The organism is Gordonia sp. GONU, from assembly GCF_024733855.1.
GTDB lineage: Bacteria > Actinomycetota > Actinomycetes > Mycobacteriales > Mycobacteriaceae > Gordonia > Gordonia amicalis.
Genome location: NZ_JANRHB010000003.1, coordinates 265575 through 287536 on the forward strand (window position 1 = coordinate 265575; position 21962 = coordinate 287536).

A 21962-nucleotide genomic window follows, 5' to 3' on the forward strand; every position below is an offset into this window, starting at 1 on the left:
GAAGGTCGAATGAGGGTCTACCTGCCGGCGACGTTGGCAATGTTGATGCAGCTCAACTCGGATGGAGAGTTCCGTCCGATCGGCGGTACCGGATTCTCCTTGACCCCGGCGCTGCGCGAGGCGTTCGTCTCCGGCGATGACGACGAACTCTCCGAGGTCGCGATGCGCGAGGCGGCACGGGCGTCGTTGCGTCTGCTCGCCGGGGAGGCGCCGGAGCCCGGCGATGCCGCCGCCGAGGGCGATCTCGCCGCCGACGAGGCCGTCACGAAGCCGGGCGACACCCCCTCGTTGCCGCCTCGTCGGGTCGTGGTGGCCGCCGACGTCGAGGAGGTGGAACTCCGTCCCGATCTCGACGACGCCGTGGTGAAGGTGGGCGGGCCGATTCCGGTCTCGGCGATCGCCTCGGTCCACGTCGACGTCAAGGAGGCGGAGGACAAGGTCCGTGCCGCCGTGGTCGTCATCGACGCAGCCGACATGGGCGACCTGGACGCCGAACTGGCCGTCGGCGACGCCGAGGACTTCGACCTCGCGTGGTATGCCACCCAGGAGCTGCCGTTCCTGCTCGAACTGCTCTGACCCGACTCGTCCCCGACTCCCGACGGCGCTAACCTACGGTTGCGTAGGTTAGAGTGTCATCGCAGTGTTCCTGACGTCGAAGGCGGTGTGTGGGTTGGGTCTGCTCGAGCGATTCGAAGAACCGGTGGCCGGGGTCGCGGCGCGTAGTCGCGGTGCCCAGTGGGTCCGTGCGGCGGTCACCCGCATCACCACGCCGTTGCTGCCCGACGACTACCTTCATCTCGCCAACCCGTTGTGGTCGGCGCGCGAGCTGCGCGGCAAGGTCATCTCGGTGATCCGGGAGACCGAGGACACCGCGACCATCCGGATTCGTCCGGGCTGGGGATTCTCGTTCGACTACGCGCCGGGACAGTACGTCGGGATCGGCGTGCTCATGGAGGGCCGATGGACGTGGCGCTCGTATTCGCTCACCTCGACCCCCGATACGTCGGCGAACGACAAGACCATCGCGATCACCGTGAAGGCGATGCCGGAGGGTTTCCTGTCAACCCACCTCGTGAACGGCCTGACGCCGGGCACCGTGGTGCGCCTCGCCGCGCCGCGCGGTGAGTTCGTCCTGCCCGACCCGCTGCCGGAGAAGATCCTGTTCGCCACCGCAGGCAGCGGACTCACGCCGATCATCTCGATGCTGCGCACCGTCAAACAGCGCAAGCAGAACACCGACATCCGCCTGATCCACTCGACACCCACCGAGGCCGACCTGCTCTTCGCCGACGAACTCGAGGAGATGGCGTCTTCGGGTCTCGTCGACCTGCACGTGCAGTACACCCGCACGGCAGGCAAGATCACCCCTGAGGTGCTGCCGGCCCTGTGCCCGGACTGGCGTGAGCGCCAGACCTGGGCGTGTGGCCCCGCAGGTTTCCTCGACGGTCTGCATCACCTCTACTCCGACGCCGACCTGGCCGACCGCTTGCACATCGAACGGTTCGCCCTCGAACGCGGTGTGGTGGGTGCGCAGGGCGGGACGGTGACCTTCGGCCGGTCCGGCAAGACCGCGGCTGTCGACGGCGCCACCACTCTTCTCGAGGCCGGCGAGGCCGCGGGCGCGATCATGCCGTTCGGTTGCCGGATGGGGATCTGCCAGAGCTGCGTGGTGATGCTCGACAAGGGCTGCGTGCGCGATCTCCGTTCCGGCGTCGAACATGTCGAGGGCGAACGCATCCAGACGTGCATCAGTGCCGCTGCCGGAGACTGCACGCTGGACGTCTGACCACCTTCTTCGTCTGTGACCCGGCGACGCCTCGGGAACAGACGGTACGCTCGGGAACGTGCGTGGTCACAGTGATGGGTCCCGTCGAGCTCAGCGTCCAGTTCGGTCTGGGGGCTGACCGGTGAAAGCCGCGGTCCCGATTCCCGAAAACGTCCCCGTTCTCACCGACGGCGGGGTGACACTGCGGCCTCATGAGCCCCGAGATCTCGATCGCATGGTCGAGCTCGCGGCTGATCCGGCCATGATGCGGTGGACACCCGTCCCGGCGCCCTACAGTCGCGCCGCCGCCGAGAGGTTCGCCCTCGACTATGCGCCCCGATCCTGGGCGGAGGGTTCCCGGATGTTGTGGGCCGTCGAGTTCGACGGCCGGTTCGTCGGCACCGTCGACCTCGAGGGGGAGGGTCCGCTCAGCAGGCTGAGTTACGACCTCCACCCCGACGCCCGTGGCTGGGGCGTGATGAAACGCGCGGTCCTCCTGGCGGTCGACTACGCCTTCACCGAGGCGGGCAAGGAGGTCGTCCGCTGGACCACGGTCGCGGGCAACATCGACGCCCTGCGCGTCGCGCACTCCTGCGGGTTCCGTCTCGACGCCGCGGTGCCCGACGGGATCGAGGTCCGCGGACACATTCGTGACGCGTGGGTCGGCTCACTGCGTGCCGACGATGTGCGGAAACCGAAGACGGAATGGCGCACCGACGTCTTCGAGACCGAGCGGTTCCGTCTCCGGCCCCTCGCCGAACACGATGATCCGCGCATCCGCGAAACCCTCGACGACCCGGTCTCCCGCAGATACCTTTTCGCACGACCCGACCCGCTGGAACTCGAGCACGCCGCGGCGGAACGTCTGCGCAAGTGGTGGACCGCGGCGCAGGGCCTCACCTGCACCTGGGCGGTCGCCGACCTGGAGACCGACGACTACCTCGGTGACATCACCCTGCTGCACATCGACGAGGTCACCGGTGCCGAGGCCGGCTTCTACACGCATCCCGAGGCACGCGGTCAGGGTGTTCTGGGAGAGGCGTTCCCGGCGTCCGTGCGCTATGCCTTCGAGAAGCTGGGGTTCCGGCGGTTGACGCTGTTCGCCGCCGACAGCAACGAGGGCAGCAAGAAACTCGCCCGCGCGGCCGGTTTCCGCGAGGTCAGCAGGCAGAAGCTGGCCGCCCGCTCCGACGGTGTCTTCGAGGACCTCATCGGCTTCGAGCTGTTCGTCGACGACTACCGCGAGGCCTCGTCCACGGACTGAGAGTCCCGTTTCATCTGCTGGTCGAGCCCCGTTGGTCTGCTGGTTGAGCCCGGCTGGTCTGCTGGTTGAGCCCGGCTGGTCTGCTGTTTGAGCCCGGCTGGTCTGCTGGTTGAGCCCCGTCGAAACCCTCGCCGCGCAAATCCGTGCCCTTGCTACGTCACATCGCTGGACACACACGCGACACGTAACCTACGCTTGCGTAAGTTACGGAAACGTAGGGTTTGGAACCCAGGCATGAGCCGCACCGGTTGTCGACGCCGACACCAGCGCAGCCACCCACCCGGCGAAGGGACCACACGTATGGCTATCACCGACATCCCCGAATACGCGCATCTGTCCGAAGCCGACGTCGAAGCACTCGGCGCGGAGCTCGATGCGATCCGCGCCGACATCGAGGCCAGCCGCGGCGAGCGGGACGCCCGGTACCTGCGGAACACGATCCGCTTCCAGCGCGGGCTGGAGCTGACCGGACGCGCCCTGCTGTTCGGGTCGACCAAGAAGTCGGCCTGGTGGGCCGGTGCCGCTGCACTCGGAGTGGCGAAGATCGTCGAGAACATGGAGCTCGGCCACAACGTGATGCACGGGCAGTGGGACTGGATGAACGATCCCGAGGTCCACAGCACCACATGGGAGTGGGACAACACCGACCCGTCGGCGCACTGGAAGCACACCCACAACTACATCCATCACAAGTACACCAACGTGCTCGGCATGGATGACGATGTGGGCTACGGCCTGCTGCGCGTCACGCGTGACCAGCGCTGGCGGCCGTTCAACTACGGCAACCTCGTCTACAACACGATCCTGGCGCTGGCGTTCCAGTACGGAGTCGCCGTGCAGCACCTCGAACTCGGCAAGAAGCGCCGGACGCCCGAGGAGAAGGAACAGTACAAGCGCGACGTCGCCGACGTGCTGTCGAAGGTCGGCAAGCAGGTCGCCAAGGACTATCTCGCCTACCCGGCGCTCGTGGCCGCCACCACCGGACACAAGGTGGGATACGTCAACGCCTACCGCAAGGCGGCCACTGCGACCGCCCTGGGCAACGTGATCCGCAACGTGTGGAGCAACGCGGTCATCTTCTGCGGGCACTTCCCCGACGGTGCGGAGAAGTTCACCAAGCAGGACGTCGACAACGAGACCCAGGCCGAGTGGTACCTGCGTCAGATGCTCGGCAGCGCCAACTTCGACGCCGGTTTCGTGCTGGCGTTCATGAGCGGCAACCTGTCGTACCAGATCGAGCACCACATCTTCCCGGATCTGCCGAGTAACCGGTACGCCGAGATCGCGGTGCGCGTCCGGGCGCTGTGCGACAAGTACGACCTGCCGTACACCTCCGGGCCGTTCCCGGTGCAGTACGCCAAGACGTGGCGCACCATCGCCAAGCTGTCGCTGCCGAACAAGTACCTGAAGGCGACGGCCGACGATGCGCCGGAGACGGCGTCGGAGCGGCGCTTCAAGCAGGGGCTCCCAGAAGGTGCTCGGCTGCAGGCGACCATCGACGAACAGACCGGCACCCGTCGCGGACTGCGATCGGCCATCGCGGGTCTGCGCGAGCGGCGGCGCGCCGGCCGTGGAAGTCGAGCCGTCGTGACGCCGCTGCGTGCGACGCGCGACGACGACGAGGCTGCGGCCTGATCCTCGGATCGTGGTCGGGGGGCGCGTCGGGCGTCCGCCCGACCGCGCCCGGGCACGGATTCGACAACGTCGGCATAATGGGACGCAATGGCGATCACTGACATCAACGAGTACGCGCATCTGACGGACGCCGATGTGGAGGCGCTGGGTGCCGAACTCGATGCCCTCCGCCGCGAGATCGAGACGGACCGGGGGATGCGGGACGTCAAGTACCTGCGTCGCACGATCCTGGCGCACCGCGCCCTCGAGGTGACCGGCCGAGTAGCTCTGCTCGGCAGTCGGTCGCGGCCGCTGTGGCTCCTCGGGACCGGGGCGCTCGCGCTCTCGAAGATCATCGAGAACATGGAGCTCGGGCACAACGTGATGCACGGGCAGTGGGACTGGATGAACGACCCGGAGGTCCACTCGACCACCTGGGAATGGGACATGGTGTGCGCGTCGCCGCACTGGAAGCACTCCCACAACTACATCCATCACAAGTACACGAACGTGGTCGGGATGGATCACGACGTGGGTTACAAGATCCTCCGCGTCACCCGCGACGAGCCGTGGGAGGCGCGACGCCTCTTCCAGCCGTTCTTCAACGTGATGCTGGCTGCGACCTTCGAGTGGGGGATCGGCCTGCACGACATCGGCCTCAAAGAGGTCATCGCGGGCGAGAAGCCCAAAGAGGTCGCGATCCCGCAGATCAAAGAGTTCGGCCGCAAGATCGCGAAGCAGGTCGCCAAGGACTACGTCCTGTTCCCCGCGCTGACCGGACCCAACTTCAAGCACACGCTGACGGCCAACCTCACCGCGAACCTGATCCGCAACCTGTGGGCCTATGTGGTCATCTTCTGCGGCCACTTCCCGGACGGCGCAGAGAAGTTCACGGTCGAGTCGCTCGAGGACGAGACCCAGGGTCAGTGGTATCTGCGGCAGATGCTCGGCACGGCGAACTTCGACGCCGGGCCGGCGATGGCGTTCCTCAGTGGCAACCTCTGCTACCAGATCGAGCACCATCTCTATCCGGATCTGCCGAGCAACCGCTACGCCGACATCGCCGAACGGGTGCGGGCGCTGTGCGACAAGTACGACCTGCCCTACACCACGGGTTCGCTTGCGGTGCAGTACTTCCAGACGCTCCGCACGATCAACAAGCTGGCGCTGCCCGATCGGTTCCTGCGCGCGACCGCCGACGACGCCCCGGAAACCGCGTCGGAGAAGCGTTTTGCCGGGATGCCGAGGTCGACCGGGCTCAAGACGGCGATTCGTCAGCTGCGGGCACGGCGTCGTCGTCGCTGAGTGTTCCGCTGACGGCCGCCAGTAGGTGCCGGACGGCCATGCCGCGCCGGTAGGAGTGCCCCTCGAGGTCGTCGAGCCGGCATTCGGGATCTGCCGGCGGGCCGAGATGCGTACAGCCCCTGGGGCATTCCTCGATGGCGTCGCGGAGATCGTCGAACGCCGCGATGATGTCGTCGGGACCGACATGCGCGAGTCCGAAGGATCGGATGCCGGGGGTGTCGACGACCCAGCCGCGCGGGATGCCCGTCCCGGGTAGCGGAAGCGCCACCGACTGGGTCGAGGTGTGGCGTCCCTTGCCGACACCGGAGACCACCCCCGTCGCTCGATATGCGTCGGGCACAAGGCGATTCACGAGCGTCGATTTTCCGACGCCGGAGTGTCCGATGAAGGCGGTGATGTGCCCGCGCAGCGCGTCGAGGATGTCGTCGATGGGGTCGTCGCGTCCGGCGCGGATGACGGGTAGGTCGAGGTCGGCGAAGGCGGCGGTGAACTCGGTCGGATCGGCGAGGTCGGATTTGGTCAGGCACAGGATGGGGGACAGGCCGCCGACGTAGGCCGCCGCCAGTGCTCGTTCGACGAACCCCGTGCGCGGCGGCGGGTCGGCCATCGCGGTGACGATCAACAACTGATCGGCGTTGGCCACCACGATCCGCTCATACGGGTCGGAGTCATCTGCGGTGCGCCGCAACACACTTCGACGCTCGGCGACACGTACGATCCGCGCCAGGGTGTCCGGCTTCCCGGAGAGGTCGCCGACCACCGACACGTCGTCGCCGACGACGATTGGAGTCCGGCCGAGCTCTCGGGCCCGCATCGTCACGACGCGACGGTCCGGATCGCCGCCGAGGACGACACCCCACCGGCCGCGATCCACCGACACGACCATGCCCTGCTCGGCATCGTCGTGGGACGGACGTTGTTTGGTGCGCGGACGCGTGCCTTTTCCCGGACGAACCCGGACATCGGATTCGTCGTAGCTCGCCGCGCGGCGGCTCAAGGGCGACCGATCATCTGCTGCCACATACCGGGGAAGTCGGGCAGGGTCTTGCTCGTCGTCTCGATGTCGTCGACCACGACATCGGGCGTGACGAGTCCGACGATCGCGCCGGCGGTGGCCATGCGGTGGTCGGCGTAGGACTCCCAGGTCCCGCCGTGCAGCGTCGTCCCGGTGATCCGGAGCCCGTCCTCGGTCTCGGCGCAGATCCCGCCGAGCCGGGTGATCTCGGTGGTGAGGGCGGCCAACCGGTTGGTCTCATGGCCGCGCAGATGGGCGATGCCGCGCAGTTCGGATTCGCCGTCGGCGAGGGCACACAGGGCGGCGATGGTCGGGGTCAGTTCGCCGATGTCGCGCAGGTCGAGGTTCACCGCCTTCAGCACCGCGGGACCGCGGACGGTCAGCGTGCCCTCGAGGTGCTCGACGGTGCAGCCCATCGCGGCCAGCACGTCGGCGATACGTGCACCGGGCTGCGTGGTGACCGCCGGCCAGTACGGCACGCGGACCTCTCCGCCGGTCACCGCGGCCGCGGCCAGGAACGCCGCGGCGTTCGAGAGGTCGGGTTCGACGGTCCAGCCGACGGCCCGGATCGCACCGGGGGACACGCGCCAGACATCGGCCTCGGAGGTGTCGACCTCGACGCCCGCGGTCGCCAGCATGTCGACCGTCATGTCGATGTGCGGTGTCGACGGGACGGGCGGCCCGACGTGGCGGATGACCAGTCCCTCGTCGAACCGGGCGGCCGACAGCAACAGACCCGACACGAACTGCGACGACCCGGACGCGTCGATGGTGACCTCGCCGCCTCGCACCCGGCCGGTGCCGTCGATGGTGAAGGGCAGGCGGTCACCCTCGATGGCGACCCCGAGACCGCGCAGGGCGTCGAGGATCGTGGTCTGGGGCCGGACGCGGGCCTGCGGGTCTCCGTCGAAGCGCACCCGGCCGGTGGCCAGCGCACCCAGCGGCGGCAGGAACCGCATGACCGTTCCGGCGAGGCCGCAGTCGATGTCGGCTGCGTGCAGCGGCCCGGGGGAGAGGGAGACGGTGGTCTCGGCAGCAGGATCGACGCGCACCTGCACACCGAGCGCCGCCAGAGCATCCAGCATGAGGTTGGTGTCGCGGCTGCGGAGGGTTCCACGGACGGTCGACGGGCCGTCGGCGAGCGCGGCCAGGACGAGCGCGCGATTGGTGATGGACTTGGAACCGGGCAGCTCGACGGTGGCGTTCAGACCGGCGTTCGGGCCGCTCGCGCAGGTGGGCGCGTTCCAGGAACTCATGCGAACCAGTTTGTCATGCCCGGTCCTGCCGGTTTCACCACCGCCGAGGCCGTCCGACTAGCGGGTGTCCTTGCGCAACGGGTGATCGGCGGGGATCTCCACGACGATGATCCGGCGTCCGTCGGGGTCCTCGGCATGCATCTCGATCAGGCCCCACGGTTCGGTTCGCGGCTCGCGTGTGACGCTCACGCCGCGGTCGCGGAACTGCTTCTCGGTGGCCTCGGCGTCGCGGACCTGCAACCAGAGCGCCGCGTTGCTCGACGGGTCGGGTGCGTCGGTCTTCATGTGCGACGAGATCTCGATGAGTCCGTTGCCGGCGAAGAACACGATGCCGCCGGGGTACTCGCGGTGGATCGGGAGACCCAACTGGTCACGGTAGAAGGCCTGCAGTCGTTCGGGATCTGCCGAGAGCAGGAGTACTCGGCTGGACAAGACCTCCATCTACTGCCCCTCGGTGCTTCCGTCGGACCCGCCCACCGCGTGGCCACGGTTGTAATCGGCGTGTCCGGCCGCCTCGTACGCGGCGCGTTCACGTGCCAGGCGATCGGTCTCGCCGATCGGCGTCGAATCACCGAAGGCGAAGGCCGAGGCGTGCGGCCATTCATGCGGGACGTCGGGATCGACGATGTGTTCGTCGGGGCCCGATTCCTCGGGGTCGAGTCTGGAGGCCATGTCCACAACGATATGCCCATTCGACGGCCCAGGATGCTCGGAGCGAGCGATGCGTCGGCAGATGTCGCCGATCGTGCCGCCCGCCGAGACGTTCGACGACATCTGACGCGTTTCCGCGATGATGTGTGGGTGACCGCTTCCACCACTCGCCGCAGCGCAGGAATCCTGCTGTTCCGCCGGACCGACTCCGATCAGGGCGTCGAGGTGCTCCTCGCCTATCCCGGCGGTCCGATCTGGGCCCGCAAGCCCGACGAGGGATCGTGGTCCATCCCCAAGGGCTTGATCGACCCGGACGAACCGGAATGGGAGGCAGCCCGACGCGAGTACCTCGAGGAGGTCGGCACCCCGGTGCCCGACGGCCCGCACATCGAACTCGGCGAGGTGAAACTCAAGAGCGGGAAGATCGTGATCGGGTTCGCCGTCGAAGGTGATCTCGACGTGTCGACGGTCATCAGCAACACCTTCGAGATGGCCTGGCCCCCGCGGTCGGGGCGGATGCAGTCGTTCCCCGAGATCGACCGCGCCGAGTGGTTCGACCCGGAGACCGCACGGAAGAAACTCAACCCGGCGCAGGCGGCGTTCGTCGACCGGTTGCTCGAGGCACTCCCGCCTGTCCCCTTTTAGAAGGGCGGCGGGTTGGCTGTGTCCCACTCGTCGAGTTGTCGACGATGAGTTGTGGTGCGGGCGGCCCGCTCGTCTGCGAGTCGTTGCCGGGCCGGGTGATCGGGTGGTTTCCGGGGCGTCAGGGCACCGAAGAGGTCACGTCCGGTGAACGCGTTGCCCAGATATGTGTGGCCGGTGGGTGCTTCGAACAATACGGCGAGGTAGTCGTCCTGGTGGTCGCGCCACCTCCCGAAGGTCTTGATGCGATGGTGGAACCGGCACAACGGTTTGAGGTTGCGTTCGCTGGTCTTCCCGCCGCGGTCGGGGGTTTCGGGCGCGTCGGCGGATGCGTAGGTGGCGCTACTCTTTTCGGCGCTCACCCTGTCGGCGCTCACCTTGTCGGCGGGCTCCGGTACGTCGCGCTCGGTGGGCGCGTCGCCGGGCTCGCGGGCGTCGAGCTCCTGCTCAGCGGGTTCGGGCGTGCAGTCCGGGCAGAGGCAGTCCAGGGCTCGTTGCCCGTGAGCCAAGGCGAGGAGGGCGTCGGCGCGGCGTTGGTCGATGGTGCGCCCGTCACCGGGGTGGGCGGTGGTGGCGATCGCGGTCAGCTGTGCGTTGAGTGCGGCGGCGTCGGTGTGGGGTAGGTGGCCGGTGGTGCGTGACCGGCCGGGCTGGAATCGGTCCGGGCGGATCGTCACACCGCGGTCGCGGGTGGCGTGGTCGTTGCGTCGGCGTACCGCATCCGGTGCGTGCTTGTGCACGACCTGGTCGACCAGGGCGGTGAATCGCGTGGTGGACAGGGGTTCACGTGACAGGATCGCTTCGGCCAGGTGCGCGTCCACGATCCATGACCAACACCATACGATCAGCCACCGACAATCCTGCCCGACGTGCAATCGTGCGGATCGTCCTGGTGACAACGACTTTCGGTAGTAGAAGCTCCCGCTTATCGGTTTCCTTCCCGCCTATTGAGCTCAATAGGCGGGAAGGAAATGGTCAAGCGGGACCTCGATACGGTCCTCGGTCAGCAGGAGGGCGGGGCCTCACTTGTCCACCAGGTACACCCGGATCATGTCCTTCCACAGCGGCAGGTGCGGGTCGGTGCGCGGGTCGCGTCGATCGATGAGGTAGGTCGTCGCGGCACCGCGCATGCTCGTGAACAGGATCGGGTAGAGGTCTGCGTACCGCGGCGACGCCGTCAGTTCCGGCCCGAGGAACCCGGCGACCGCCTCGCGCACGGTCTTGCCGATCTCGCGTTCGGTCGGCAGCAACGCGGTGCGCAGGTTCTCGTTGGTCCGGGCGGCGACCCACAGTTCCATCGACGCCACGAAGTACGGCTGATGGAACGTCGACCACCCGACGTCGGTGGCGAGCGAGATGCGGGCGATCGGGTCGTCGGGCCAGTCCACCCGACTGGGGAGTTCCTCGATCCGGGTGCGGGCGAGGTGCCCGACCGCGGCCATCAGCAGTGCATCCCGCGACGGGTAGTGGTGCAGGAGCCGGCCGCGACTCATGCCGGCCTCGTTCTGGATGGCGACCGTGCTGGCACCGGAGTAGCCGCGCTCGACGAGCACGCGGATCGCTGCGTCGAGGATGCGGGTACGCGTCACGCCACTGCGTTGCTGGACGGCGGGGCGTGCGCCACCGGGTGAGGTGGTCACCTCCGCATCCTAGATCGCACGGCTCACACGTCGAGGATGTGCGGGAGGCCGGCGCGGTAGCGGTCGCGGTCGATTTGTTTGAGGGGGTCGAGCATCGGCAGCTCCCACAGGGGAAAGAGCGTCGCATTCTTCGCGGGACTGTCGGCCGCGGCGATGATCGCGTTGGTGACCCGACGACCGGATTCGTTGGCGCCCTCCATCGTTGCCAGGTCGATGTTGCTGCGGACGTGGTCGCCGCCGATGAACAGGTTCGGGATCCTGGTGTGCGCGTTCGGCCGGTTCGCATACGACCCGGCGGTGTTGACCATCAGCGGGGTCGCGTTGGCGATGTTCGGCGACCACGTGATCCCGGGATCGAGCGACCATGTCACGATGTCCGCGGAGTTCAGGATCTTTCGTCCACCGGCGTTCATCGCCCGGCTCATCTGCGCCCACACCTCCCGGGCGATCTCCTGCTTGGTGCACTGCTTCGCAGGCTTTCCGTACAGGATCCCGGGCTTCTCCCACTCCGAGATGTCGATGGACAGGCAGTCTTTCACGCGACCGTCGCCGTACTTGCGGGAGAAGTCGACCTTCCAGGGCGGCGCTTGGTACAGGCCCGTCAGCGCCCACGGGGTCCCGAGCGCGGCGATGTGCCCCGGTGGCAACTCCGATCGCCTCGACAGGAAGTACTGGATGCCCACCATCCAGTCGTCCTGGAGCTGGTGGATGCCCGCGAGCGTCGGGTCCGCGGAGACCAGCTCGGGCGACAGCAGCGGCTTGAGCCGGTCGATCGGCATGGCTGCGACGTACCAATCGGATTCGACCGTCGAGCCGGTGGTCAGCCGCGCACCGGTGATCCGGCCACGGGCGACGTTCAGCTGCGCCAGACCCGCCCCCATCGCGAATCGGACGCCTCGACTCCGGAGATAGGCGACCCACGGGTCGATCCACGCATGGTTGGTGGGCCGGTTGAGAATACGGTCGACGTCACCGATGACCAGCCCGGACTGGTACTGCGGGATCAGGCCGCTGGCGGCGGTGGTGAGGGCCAGGCCGATCTGGCCGATCGTACGGGCCGACGCCGAGTCGGGTTTCGCGGCCACCAGGGCGCGGGTGAGGGCACCGACGAGGTAACGCTGGTAGGAGCGCGATTTGCCCTTCGCCTTCACGAACTGCATCCAGGACTGGTTCTCCCACTGACCGATCCGGCGTTCGGTGCAGCTCGTCGCGATCACCAGCTCCCGCGACACGAAGTAGGCGAGTTCGGTGAGGGGGACGTCGACGACGAACTTCAGTCCGGTCATCATGGCGTTGCGTAGGTTGTCCAGGGTGACGATCTCGGGTGCGTGGTCGACGAAACCCAGGAGTGAGGCGGGCGCCGTGGTCGGTGCGTAGCCGGATTCGTCGAAGGCGATCGTCGCCGATTCGACGCTGATCAGGTGTCGTTCGCGAACGCTGCTGCGGCCCGCGGGGATTCGTTCCATCATTTCCGGAACGTGCTGATAGCAGCTGGGGAAGAAGCGGAATCCGTGCTCGCCGGGCAGCGCCAGGCGGCCGCCGCTCGCGGTGCCCGGCACGTCGTGGCTGCGGGCTTTCCCACCGAGGTGTGCGGGCTCGTAGACGGTGACCGCGAAGCCGCGCTCGACGAGCTCGTGCGCGGCGGCGAGACCGGACATCCCGCCGCCGAAGACGGCGACGTCGCGGCCGCGCCCGTGGCGCGGCACTGCCCGAGCCGATGGCACGTGCGCGTGTGGGAGTGCCGTAGCGGTGCCGGCGAGCACGGCCGCGGCTGCCGATCCCCGCAGGACCGTGCGGCGGGAGAAGCCCTCCCGGGCGGTCCCGTCACCGGAATCGCTCACCCTTGATTGCTGGTCATCCGACATGTGTCCGACCCTCCATCGACCCCAGAACAGTCAGTGCTGACTCATCTGGTGTGATGTCTACCACAGCGGTTGGCGCCGTCGGACGGATTTCCGAGAACGTCTCGGTCAGTCGTCCAGGTCGTCGGTCGGGTCAGGAGCGAAGGAACGGTGCCACCCAGTCCGGCGACACCTCGCCGGTGATCGCCGCGGCGGTCGGATCGTCCACGTCCACCAGCGAGTAGTGCTCGGAACCGGCGGCCGTTGCGAGGATCAGCGTGCTGACCCCGGCGCGACGCTGAAAGACCGACGCTCTGCTCGCCCAGCCGATGACGCCGTCACGGTCGATGACGATCCGCTGTCGGGCGACGGTCGGGGGTGCGATGACGACCGACGACGAGGTGAGGCGGTGGCCGAGGTGCCGCGCCCGGACCGCGCCGAGGCCGATCGACCCGGCGAGCGCGAGCACACCCACCGCGATCCAGCCGACCGGGATCGCGCCGGTGACGACCGGGACGGTGATACCGACGAGGATCACCAGACCCGCGAGGAACCCGCGGTTGAGCCGCCGGAGGTAGGCGACGCGGCCGTGCCCGGTCAGCGATGCGGTGAGTTCGGAACGTTCGTGGGTGACCAGATCGGCCACCCGCATCGCCTCGTCGATCGGAGCGGGCGGGAGCAGGAGCGGGTGTTTGGTTGCCCCGGTGGCGATCGCCTGCAGACGAGCGCCTCGAAATGGGCGCATCAGGACGGGTTCGGTGAGATGGCTGCCGCGGATGCGCTTCTCGTCGAAACTGATCGCGGTGGTCGTGAGGAGTCCGCGTTCGGTGCGCAGCGTTCCGTCGGGATGTCGGGTGAGCCGGAAATCCCAGTAGCTCAGGACATATCCGATCACCGACAGGACGGCGCCCACGAGGATCACCGCCACCACGCCCACGGCGATGATGAGCGCGAGCGGGATCGACCGCAGGCTGTGGAACGCGTCGCGCGCCAGCCCGACCCCTTCGTCGAACATGCCTGCGTCGTTCGCGATCTGGAGTCCGATGCCGCCGACCGCGGCGGCGATCGCGAGACCGCCGAGGGAGAACGGTGAGTACCGCAGCCAGGCGTTCTGGAATCGCGTCAGCACCTCGGGTGCCGCCGCCGGTGTGTCGGGAGAGGCCGGCGAATTCGACGCCGCTGCAGCCGGTCGGGCTCCTGCCGTCGGCATCAGGTCGTCGTGGAGTGCGCGCGCTTCGGGGAGGGTGACGGCGCGGAGTTTGACCTGCGACGCCTGTTCGTCGCCGCCGGTTCCGATGGTGACCTTCTGCAGGTTCAGCACCCGGTGGACGAGGGACGCGGTGAGGTCGACGCTTCGGATCCGGTCGCGCCGGGCAGTGGCGACCTTCTTGGTGACCAGTCCGCTACGGACCCGGACGTGTTCGTCGGTCACCTGGTAGTGCGTCGTCAGCCACGGTACGACGGTCACCAGCGGCACGATCACGATCGTCGCGATCAGTGTGATCAACGGCGCGCCCTGACCCGCGAAGACCAGTGCGATGAGGATCGGCACCAGCGAGGGGAGTTGTTCGACCGGGGTCACCGCCATCATCCACGGCGACAGGCGATGCCACTCGTCGGGGGCGTCGATGTGCAGGCCCGGCACCGGGGTCGGTGGCGACTCGGGGCCGGGCTGCGGATCAGGTTGCGTCATCGGTGAACGCCTGCGTGCGGATGGTGAGGTCGGATGCGGTCGCGCGGGCCAGCTCGGCGTCGAGGCCGGCGATGTGGATCGTGCCCGCCGACGAGGCGGTGGTCACGGTCAGCTTCGCCAGCCTCAGCAACTGCTCGATCGGTCCGGCCTCGGTGTCGACGACCTGAATACGTGCGATCGGGATGATCACCCGGTGCCGGACGAACCAGCCGGACTGCGCGTACACCGCGTCCTCGCTGACCTCCCAGCGGTGAAAGCGATACCGCCACAACGGGACCACCGTCGTGTAGAACACGGTCAGCACCGCGAGCGCGATTGCGGCGAGCGCTGCGCCCCATCGTGCGTCGGCCACGACGACCGCGACCACGATCGCCGCGACGGTGGCCGGGACGCCCAGGATCAGGGGTCCGATGCGCCACAGTGTCTTGGCCCGGGGGTCGACCTGGTTGACCGGTTCGCGCAGGGTGGGATGCAACGGATTGTCAGGAGCGGGTACGGATTCCATTGCGGCCAGTCTAGAGCCGCATGGCCGTCGAGCGCCGCAATCGCGTGCCCGGTCTAGGTGATCGTCACGCCACCGTCGACGGCGAGGGTCTGGCCGGTGACGTACCCGGCTGCCGCAGACGACAGCCAGATCGCGGTGGCGGCCAGCTCCTCGCCGTGGCCGGTGCGGCCCAAGACGACCCGCGGCATCTGGGAGTCGAGGTAGCCGGGCTTGTAGGTGTCGGTCATCTCGCTCTCGAAGAAGCCGGGTGCGATCGCGTTGACCCGGATGCCCTTGCGGGTACCCCACTGCTGGGCGAGGTCGCGGGTGAGACCGATGACACCGGCCTTGCTCGCGGCGTAGGCAGCCTGCGGCAGTCCGGCGGTCGTGATGCCGAGGATCGACGAGATGTTCACGATCGCACTGCCCGGCAGCATCACCCGCCCACACGCCTGCGCCATCCAGTACGAGCCGTTGAGGTTGATGTCGATGACATCCCGGAACTGCTGAGGGGTCTCGCGGGTGGCGGGGTACGCGGTGCCGACACCGGCATTGTTGATGAGGACGTCGACCTTGCCGAAGGTCTCCATCGCCGCGTCGACGACGCGCTGGCACTGTTCGGGATCGGAGACGTCGGCGGGGACGACGAGCGCCTTGCGCCCCAGCGCCTCGACGGCAGCGGCGGTGTCGGCGAGTTTCTCGGCCCGACGCGCGGCGAGCACGACGTCGGCGCCGGCCTCGGCGAAGCCACGGGCGAAGGAGACACCGAGTCCCGACGAAGCGCCGGTCACGATGACCACCTTGCCGGTGGTGTCGAACAGATCCATCACGGACATCGTTGTCTCCCTTGCATATTCTTACGTGACGCGGCGCATCGGGCGCCGCGTCGATGTGGTGGTGAGGTCAGAACCAGGACGGTTCGACGTCGAGCGTGGTCCGGTCCAGAGCGGTCAGGAGATCGAGCTGCGGACCGGTCTTCGGTAGTTCATACCGGAAGAAGTACTGGGCCGCAGCACGTTTGCCATCGTAGAAGTCACCGGTCCGGCCGTCCGCGGCGAGCAGCTGCTCGAGCCACATCCAGGCGATGACGATGTGACCGGTGGCCTCGAGATAAAGCGTTGCGTTGGCCAGGGAGAGCTTCGGATCGCCCGCCGACCAGATGTGCGCGGTCACCTTGACGAGCCGGTCGACGGTCGACTGCAACACCTCGGCGTGGGCCGTCGCATCGGGTACCTCGAGTGCGCGCGCGACGGTCGCGCCGATGGTCTCGGCGAGCAGCGCCAGCCCGGCCCCGCCCTGCATGATCACCTTGCGGCCCAGCAGGTCGATGCCGTGGATGCCGTGTGCCCCTTCGTGGATGGGGTTGAGCCGGTTGTCGCGGTAGTACTGCTCGACGTCGAACTCGCGGGTGTAGCCGTATCCGCCGTGGACCTGGATCGCCAGGCTGTTCGCCTCCAGGCACCACTGCGACGGCCAGCTCTTGGCGATCGGGGTCAGCACCTCGAGCAACAACTCGATCCGCGCGCGTTCCTCGGCGTCCGCGGCCGTCGCGGCCTGGTCGACGAGGACACTGCAATACAGCTCGAAGGCGAGTGCGCCTTCCACATAGGACTTCTGGGCCAGCAGCATCCGCCGGACGTCGGCGTGTTCGATGATCGGCACCGGCTTGGTCGACGGGTCCTTCTGGTCGACCGGCCGGCCCTGCGTGCGGACCTTCGCATACTCCAGCGACGCCTGATAGCCGGCGTAACCCAGTGCGGTGGCGAGGAACCCGACGCCGATCCGCGCCTCGTTCATCATGTGGAACATGTAGGAGAGGCCGCGGTGCTCCTCGCCGACCAGGTAGCCGACAGCGCCCGGCGTCGTGTCGGGGGAGAAGGTGCCGTCGCCGAAGTTGAGCAGCGTATTGGTGGTCGCGCGGTTACCCATCTTGTGGTTGAGACCGACCAGGGCGACGTCGTTGCGGGTGCCGTCGGGCAGGAACTTCGGGACGATGAACAGCGAGATCCCCTTGACGCCGGGCCCGCCGCCGGGAACCTTCGCCAGCACGAGATGCACGATGTTCTCGGTCAGTTCGTGGTCGCCGGCGGAGATCCACATCTTGGTCCCGGTGATCCGGTAGGTGCCGTCGCCGGCCGGTTCGGCCTTGGTCGTGATGTCGGCCAGCGACGATCCCGCCTGCGGCTCGGACAGGCACATGGTTCCGGAGAAGCGGCCCTCGACGAGAGGCCGGACCCAGGTGTCGCGCTGCTCGGCGGTTGCGTATTCCGCCAGCAGGTTGGCGTTGCCGACCGTGAGGAAGTTGTACGACGACATGGCGGCGTTGGCCGCCTGGAACCACACCGCCGACGCCTGCCGGATGACGGTGGGCAGCTGCATGCCGCCGAGCTCCTCGTCGAACGAGGCCGCGATGAGGCCGGCCTTCCGGTACTCGGCGAGCCCCGACACCACCTCGTCGGGGAGCACGACCTTGCCGTCCTCGCCGATGTAGGGCTCGTTCGCGTCGCCGATCTTGTTGGCCGGAGCGAAGCATTTCATCGCGATGTCGGCGCTGAGTTCGAGGACGGCGTCGAAGGTGTCGCGTGAATGCGCGGCGAAGCGGTCCCGTGAGGTCAGTGCCTCGACATCGAGCCATTCGTACAGCAGGAACTCGAGATCCCGCCGGGACATGGGTGTGGTCATCGCACTTCCTCGTGATCGGACCGCTGTGTGGTGCCCGTCTCACGGGGCACTTGTTCATCATGCCCCTGCCGATCGTCCGCTCGGTATCGGGCCCTCGGTCGAGGGGTCGGGCCGCGCCGGAATCCAGCGATCGCGGCCGGCTGTTACGACCATCACACCTTGACACTTTTGCTTGTCACGGTGCGCGGAACATGTTGGACTATCCGGGATTCACGATCGTGAACAACTTCGGTCATGCCGTGCTCGTGCGGCCCACCGGGGACGATGCCATTCGGCGGGGGTGGCATCGTCCCGATCTGCCGGCCTCCCGATCTGGCCGCTAGACGTCGATGCCGAATTCCTTGATCTTGCGATAGATCGTCGCGCGCGAGATGCCGAGCGCGTTCGCGGCCGCGACCTTGTTCTGGCCGTTCTCCTCCAGGCTCCGCACGATCGCATCCCGTTCGAGTGCCTCGATCCGCGTGAGGGTGTGCCGGCTCTGTGCGCGATACGTCGGTGGAAGATGCTGTGCGGCGATCGTTCCCGACCGATGGTGGGTCACCACGTCGCGCAACGCCTGGCGTAGCTCCGCGACGTTTCCCGGCCACGTGTACTTGCTCAATTGCCGCATGGCGTCCGGCGCGACGTCGAGTTCCCGTCCCCGCGTGAGCTGTCGGAGGATGGTCGGCACCAGTACCTGGAGGTCCTCGATGCGATGGCGCAGCGGCGGTACCTCGATGGTGTGCGAGAAGAACGGCAGGAGCGTCGCGCCCAGCGTCGGCATCGCGTCGCTTGTGCTGAGGGTGATCCCCAGCCAGCCTGCGTGCTCGCGTCCCTGCAGCACCTCGGCGACGTCGAACAGCATGTCGTCGTCGAACTCGTCGACATCGCGCAGGATGATCGCGAACCCGTCCGTGTCGATCTCGGCGGCGAAGCCGTCGATCGTGTCGGTGTCCTGGAAGTCCTCGGCGGCGAACACCCGGGTCGTCCCGCGTCGGTACTGTCCCGCCGCCGCCCGCAGAACCGCCGACCGGCCGGAACCGCGTTCGCCCGAGACCGCGATCCATTGACCCGCCGCGACATGCTGGGCGATGCGCTCGCATCCCTGCCGCCACGAGGAACTGCGCCCGACGATCCCGGGTAACACCGAGGCCTTCGCCGGTTGGCGCTTCGGTGGTGTGGTTGCCGAATCCATCAGGTGCACATGGAAAATCGCGATACCCGCGTCGGCGTCGGAGAACTCGGTGACCGGTGCGAGTCGTACCGAGCGACCGCTGGGCAGCGTGTTCACCCGACGACCCGCGGCGATGTCGAGGGTCTGGTCGACGGCATGCTCGAGCATCGACACCTGATCCTGTGGGTCGATGCTCTGCCGGAGACGCCGGTTCATCAGCACGACGTCGGCGGCGAGGGCGAGCACCATCATCTGCGGTGCGCGCCGGCAGGTGGCGAGATAGGCGGAGAGAAGCCGGGATTCGCGTTCACTGGCGTTGGTGAGCATCTGTTGTTCGATCTGCACGGTCGCCGACCTGGCCAGCGACAGCAGGAGAGAACCGCCCTCTTCGACCCACCCGGTGAGGTCGAGGGCACCGACGACGCCGCCGGAGAAGGGATTTCGGATGGGCACCCCGGCGCAACTGAGCTGCGCGAGGCATCCGGCGTAGTGTTCGGCACCCGTGACGAGGGTCGCCTGCCGGGTCTCGAGCGCGGTTCCGATCCCGTTGGTGCCGGCGTGCTCCTCGCTGTAGCTGTAGCCGGGGGCGAGGGACACCTCGTCGAGCCGGCCGAGGAGTTCGCCGCTGCCGGCCGCGCGGGAGAGCACGACGCCGTCCGGCGAGGTGAGGATGATGCTCACGGGTTCGGACGACAGGTCGGCGGCAAGCTGATCGAGGACCGGTTGGGCTGCGGTCATCAGCGGGCTGTCGGTGTTCGGCTCCCGCACGAACGGGAGTTCCAGGCGGTCGGCCTGGACCTTGAACGACCGGGATCGGCGCCACGAGGTGGAGATCGCATCGCGGACGGCGTCGTCGAGGCGACCGTCCGCGGAATCGTCGGCACTGAGGAACTTCTCGCGAGCCCGGGCCACGTGGGCGATGGGTTCACGAGAGCGGGCTGTAATTGGCTTGGGCTTCACCGGGACTGCAACTCCCTACTGTGATGTAGGTCTCATGTCCACCGCAGTGTATCGGACAAAGCGCTGGTCATGGGGCGTTAACGACCAGTCGTGTCGACCAGGGTCATACCTGGTCAGGAGTCCGCAGACAGCGGAAGTGGGCCGGTCGCGATCGACGCCGAGAACGAATCCGCAATCGCGACCGGCCCCCGTCGCCGCTGCAGCGGCGACGTCCCCGCCGGGGTCTTGGGGGGAGGGAGGACTAGTAGATGTTGGAGGGCCGCACCATCCCCTCGGCGAGATCACCGAATCCGGGGGCCTCGATCGCGCCCGGGTGCGTCAACACCTCCTCGACCACCGCGGTCTCGGTGGTGATCAGCAGCGCCGCGATCGACGCGGCGCTCTCCAGCGCGGCCTTGGTGACCTTGGCCGGATCGATCACGCCCTCGTCGAACATGTCGCCGTAGTTGCCCGTCATCGCATTGAATCCGTGGCCGAGGGGAAGACCACTCACGACCTTGACCACTTCCTCGCCGTCGAATCCGGCGTTGGTGGCGATCCAGAACAGCGGTTCGGCCATCGACCTGCGGACGACGTCGATGCCGGCTCCTTCGTCACCTCCTACGTCGCCGAGGACGTCGAGGGCCCGGTGCGCCTGGGCAAGTGCGGTTCCACCGCCGGAGACGATGCCGTCCTCGACCGCGGCACGCGTTGCGGCCAGGGCATCCTCCACACGGAGCATGCGTTCCTTGAGTTCGACGCTCGTCACGCCGCCCACCCGGATCACCGCCACGCGGCCCGTGAGCCGTGCGATACGCAGCTCCAGGCTGTCCCGGTCGGCGTCGATCCGGGCGCGCGCGTGTTGCGCCTCGAGTTGGGCGACCCGCGCATCGACGAGGGTCTGGTCGCCGCGTGCACCGACGATCGTGGTGGCGTCCTCGGTGACGGTGATCCGGTCGCACTGGCCGAGATGTTCGAGGGAGACCTCATGCAGTTCGAGGCCGGTGTCCTTGGCGATCACATGACCGCCGAGCGCGACGGCGAGATCCTCGAGTTCGGCGACGCGGCGATGACCGAATCCCGGCGCACGAACCACCACCGACTGCATCGTCTTGTGCATGTTGCCGCCGACGAGCAGCTGCAGAGCGGGACCGTCGACGTCCTCGGCGAGTACGACCAGCGGACGGTCGGCCCGTTTGGCCGCCTCGATACTCGGCATGATCTCCTGCACCGAGGTGATCTTCTTGTTGGTCAGCAACACCACCGGATTGTCGAGAACCGCTTCCATCCGTTCGTGATTGGTGACCATGTACCCGGAGATGTAGCCGTGGTCGAACTCGATGCCGTCGACCACGTCCACCGACAGTCCCAGGGTGTCGCTCTCCTCGGTGGTGATGACGCCGTTGCGGCCGACGTACTCGACCGCGGCGGCGATCGCCGAACCGATGACCTCGTCGTCACTCGCGGCCAGGGTCGCGATGCGTTCGAGATCGCCACGGCCGCCGAGCGAGACGGACTGTTCCGACAGCGCATCGATCACCGTGCTGATCGCACGCTCGATCCCGCGGCGCACGCGCATCGGGTTGGCACCCTGTTCGACCGCGCGCAGACCTTCGCGAACCATGGCCTGCGCCAGCACGGTTGCCGTGGTGGTGCCGTCACCCACGACGCCGTTGGTCTTCATCGCCACTTCCTTGACCAGCTGTGCGCCCATGTTGGCGAACGGGTCCCGCAGCTGGATCTCCCGGGCGATCGTCACCCCGTCGTTGGTGATGGTCGGTGGGCCGGTGAGCTTCTCGAGGACCGCGTTGCGGCCCTTCGGTCCCAATGTCACCTTGACCGCGTCGGCGAGTGCGTTCACTCCTCGCTCGAGCCGCAGTCGCGCTTCGGCGTTGTAGCGCAACTCCTTGGCCATGGTCGTCCTGCCTTTCTGTGGTGTTCTCGGCTTGATGTTCTCGGCTGGGTACTGCGGGAAATCTGTTGTGCCTTCTGCTCGCTGCGGTGCGAGGGGCGGGTTC

Annotated in this window: 19 protein-coding genes; 6 read left to right on the top strand and 13 right to left on the bottom strand. The window is 67.7% G+C overall.

The features are described from left to right. Positions 1-9: 9 nt before the first annotated feature. From NWF34_RS04730 to NWF34_RS04750, 5 genes are all read left to right on the top strand, one after another. Positions 10-576: a DUF6912 family protein gene (locus NWF34_RS04730; protein ID WP_258324306.1), complete on the top strand. Its 567-nt coding sequence runs from the start codon at positions 10-12 to the stop codon at positions 574-576. A gap of 94 nt (positions 577-670) precedes the next feature. Beyond that, positions 671-1786 carry a ferredoxin reductase gene (locus NWF34_RS04735; RefSeq protein ID WP_309148628.1) on the top strand — a complete coding sequence of 372 codons (1116 nt, stop codon included), beginning with the start codon at positions 671-673 and terminating at the stop codon, positions 1784-1786. A 121-nt stretch (positions 1787-1907) separates the two neighbouring features. Continuing rightward, entirely contained in the window at positions 1908-3029 is a 1122-nt protein-coding gene (locus NWF34_RS04740) for a GNAT family N-acetyltransferase (RefSeq protein WP_258324307.1), read from the top strand. A 300-nt stretch (positions 3030-3329) separates the two neighbouring features. After that, on the top strand, positions 3330-4664 hold the full coding sequence (locus NWF34_RS04745) for a fatty acid desaturase (protein ID WP_258324308.1): 1335 nt from the start codon (positions 3330-3332) through the stop codon (positions 4662-4664). Between the two features lie 87 nt (positions 4665-4751). After that, entirely contained in the window at positions 4752-5948 is a 1197-nt protein-coding gene (locus NWF34_RS04750) for an acyl-CoA desaturase (protein ID WP_258324309.1), read from the top strand. Here NWF34_RS04750 and rsgA read toward each other — a convergent pair. Genes rsgA through NWF34_RS04770 form a run of 4 tightly spaced genes read right to left on the bottom strand, consistent with a single transcriptional unit; the run spans position 5902 to position 8891 of the window. Next, a complete protein-coding gene (gene rsgA, locus NWF34_RS04755; protein ID WP_258324310.1) occupies positions 5902-6945 on the bottom strand; it encodes a ribosome small subunit-dependent GTPase A in 1044 nt (347 codons plus the stop codon). The genes NWF34_RS04750 and rsgA overlap by 47 nt on opposite strands. Next, entirely contained in the window at positions 6942-8219 is a 1278-nt protein-coding gene (gene aroA / locus NWF34_RS04760) for a 3-phosphoshikimate 1-carboxyvinyltransferase (protein ID WP_258324311.1), read from the bottom strand. The genes rsgA and aroA overlap by 4 nt, the downstream gene beginning before the upstream one ends. Before the next feature lie 57 nt (positions 8220-8276). After that, complete coding sequence (locus tag NWF34_RS04765; RefSeq protein WP_258324312.1) at positions 8277-8660, bottom strand: VOC family protein; 384 nt, start codon at positions 8658-8660, stop codon at positions 8277-8279. Continuing rightward, positions 8661-8891, bottom strand: coding sequence for a hypothetical protein (locus NWF34_RS04770; RefSeq protein WP_096274999.1), 231 nt, complete (start codon positions 8889-8891; stop codon positions 8661-8663). It lies immediately after the preceding gene. 129 nt (positions 8892-9020) lie between these two features. Here NWF34_RS04770 and NWF34_RS04775 point away from each other — a divergent pair, with 129 nt between their 5' ends. Then, positions 9021-9515, top strand: coding sequence for an NUDIX domain-containing protein (locus NWF34_RS04775; protein WP_096274998.1), 495 nt, complete (start codon positions 9021-9023; stop codon positions 9513-9515). Here the strand turns inward: NWF34_RS04775 and NWF34_RS04780 are convergent. The 9 genes from NWF34_RS04780 to groL form a co-directional block, all read right to left on the bottom strand. Continuing rightward, positions 9512-10333 carry a DUF222 domain-containing protein gene (locus NWF34_RS04780; protein ID WP_375295622.1) on the bottom strand — a complete coding sequence of 274 codons (822 nt, stop codon included), beginning with the start codon at positions 10331-10333 and terminating at the stop codon, positions 9512-9514. The two genes, NWF34_RS04775 and NWF34_RS04780, sit on opposite strands and share 4 nt — an antisense overlap. 201 nt (positions 10334-10534) lie before the next feature. Further along, a complete protein-coding gene (locus tag NWF34_RS04785) occupies positions 10535-11152 on the bottom strand; it encodes a TetR/AcrR family transcriptional regulator (RefSeq protein ID WP_096274460.1) in 618 nt (205 codons plus the stop codon). Positions 11153-11175: 23 nt separating this feature from the next. Beyond that, positions 11176-13017 carry an FAD-dependent oxidoreductase gene (locus tag NWF34_RS04790; RefSeq protein ID WP_258324313.1) on the bottom strand — a complete coding sequence of 614 codons (1842 nt, stop codon included), beginning with the start codon at positions 13015-13017 and terminating at the stop codon, positions 11176-11178. Positions 13018-13147: 130 nt separating this feature from the next. Beyond that, positions 13148-14686, bottom strand: a complete 1539-nt coding sequence (locus NWF34_RS04795) for a PH domain-containing protein (protein ID WP_258324314.1) — start codon at positions 14684-14686, stop codon at positions 13148-13150. Beyond that, positions 14673-15191 carry a PH domain-containing protein gene (locus NWF34_RS04800; RefSeq protein ID WP_258324315.1) on the bottom strand — a complete coding sequence of 173 codons (519 nt, stop codon included), beginning with the start codon at positions 15189-15191 and terminating at the stop codon, positions 14673-14675. Before NWF34_RS04800 ends, NWF34_RS04795 begins: the two co-directional genes overlap by 14 nt. Before the next feature lie 53 nt (positions 15192-15244). Beyond that, positions 15245-16006 carry an SDR family NAD(P)-dependent oxidoreductase gene (locus NWF34_RS04805; RefSeq protein ID WP_258324316.1) on the bottom strand — a complete coding sequence of 254 codons (762 nt, stop codon included), beginning with the start codon at positions 16004-16006 and terminating at the stop codon, positions 15245-15247. A gap of 67 nt (positions 16007-16073) precedes the next feature. Then, positions 16074-17852, bottom strand: coding sequence for an acyl-CoA dehydrogenase (locus NWF34_RS04810; RefSeq protein ID WP_258324317.1), 1779 nt, complete (start codon positions 17850-17852; stop codon positions 16074-16076). 319 nt (positions 17853-18171) lie between these two features. Further along, positions 18172-19965: a sigma-54-dependent Fis family transcriptional regulator gene (locus NWF34_RS04815; protein ID WP_258324318.1), complete on the bottom strand. Its 1794-nt coding sequence runs from the start codon at positions 19963-19965 to the stop codon at positions 18172-18174. Between the two features lie 241 nt (positions 19966-20206). Then, a complete protein-coding gene (gene groL, locus NWF34_RS04820; RefSeq protein WP_258324319.1) occupies positions 20207-21859 on the bottom strand; it encodes a chaperonin GroEL in 1653 nt (550 codons plus the stop codon). Positions 21860-21962 lie beyond the last annotated feature (103 nt).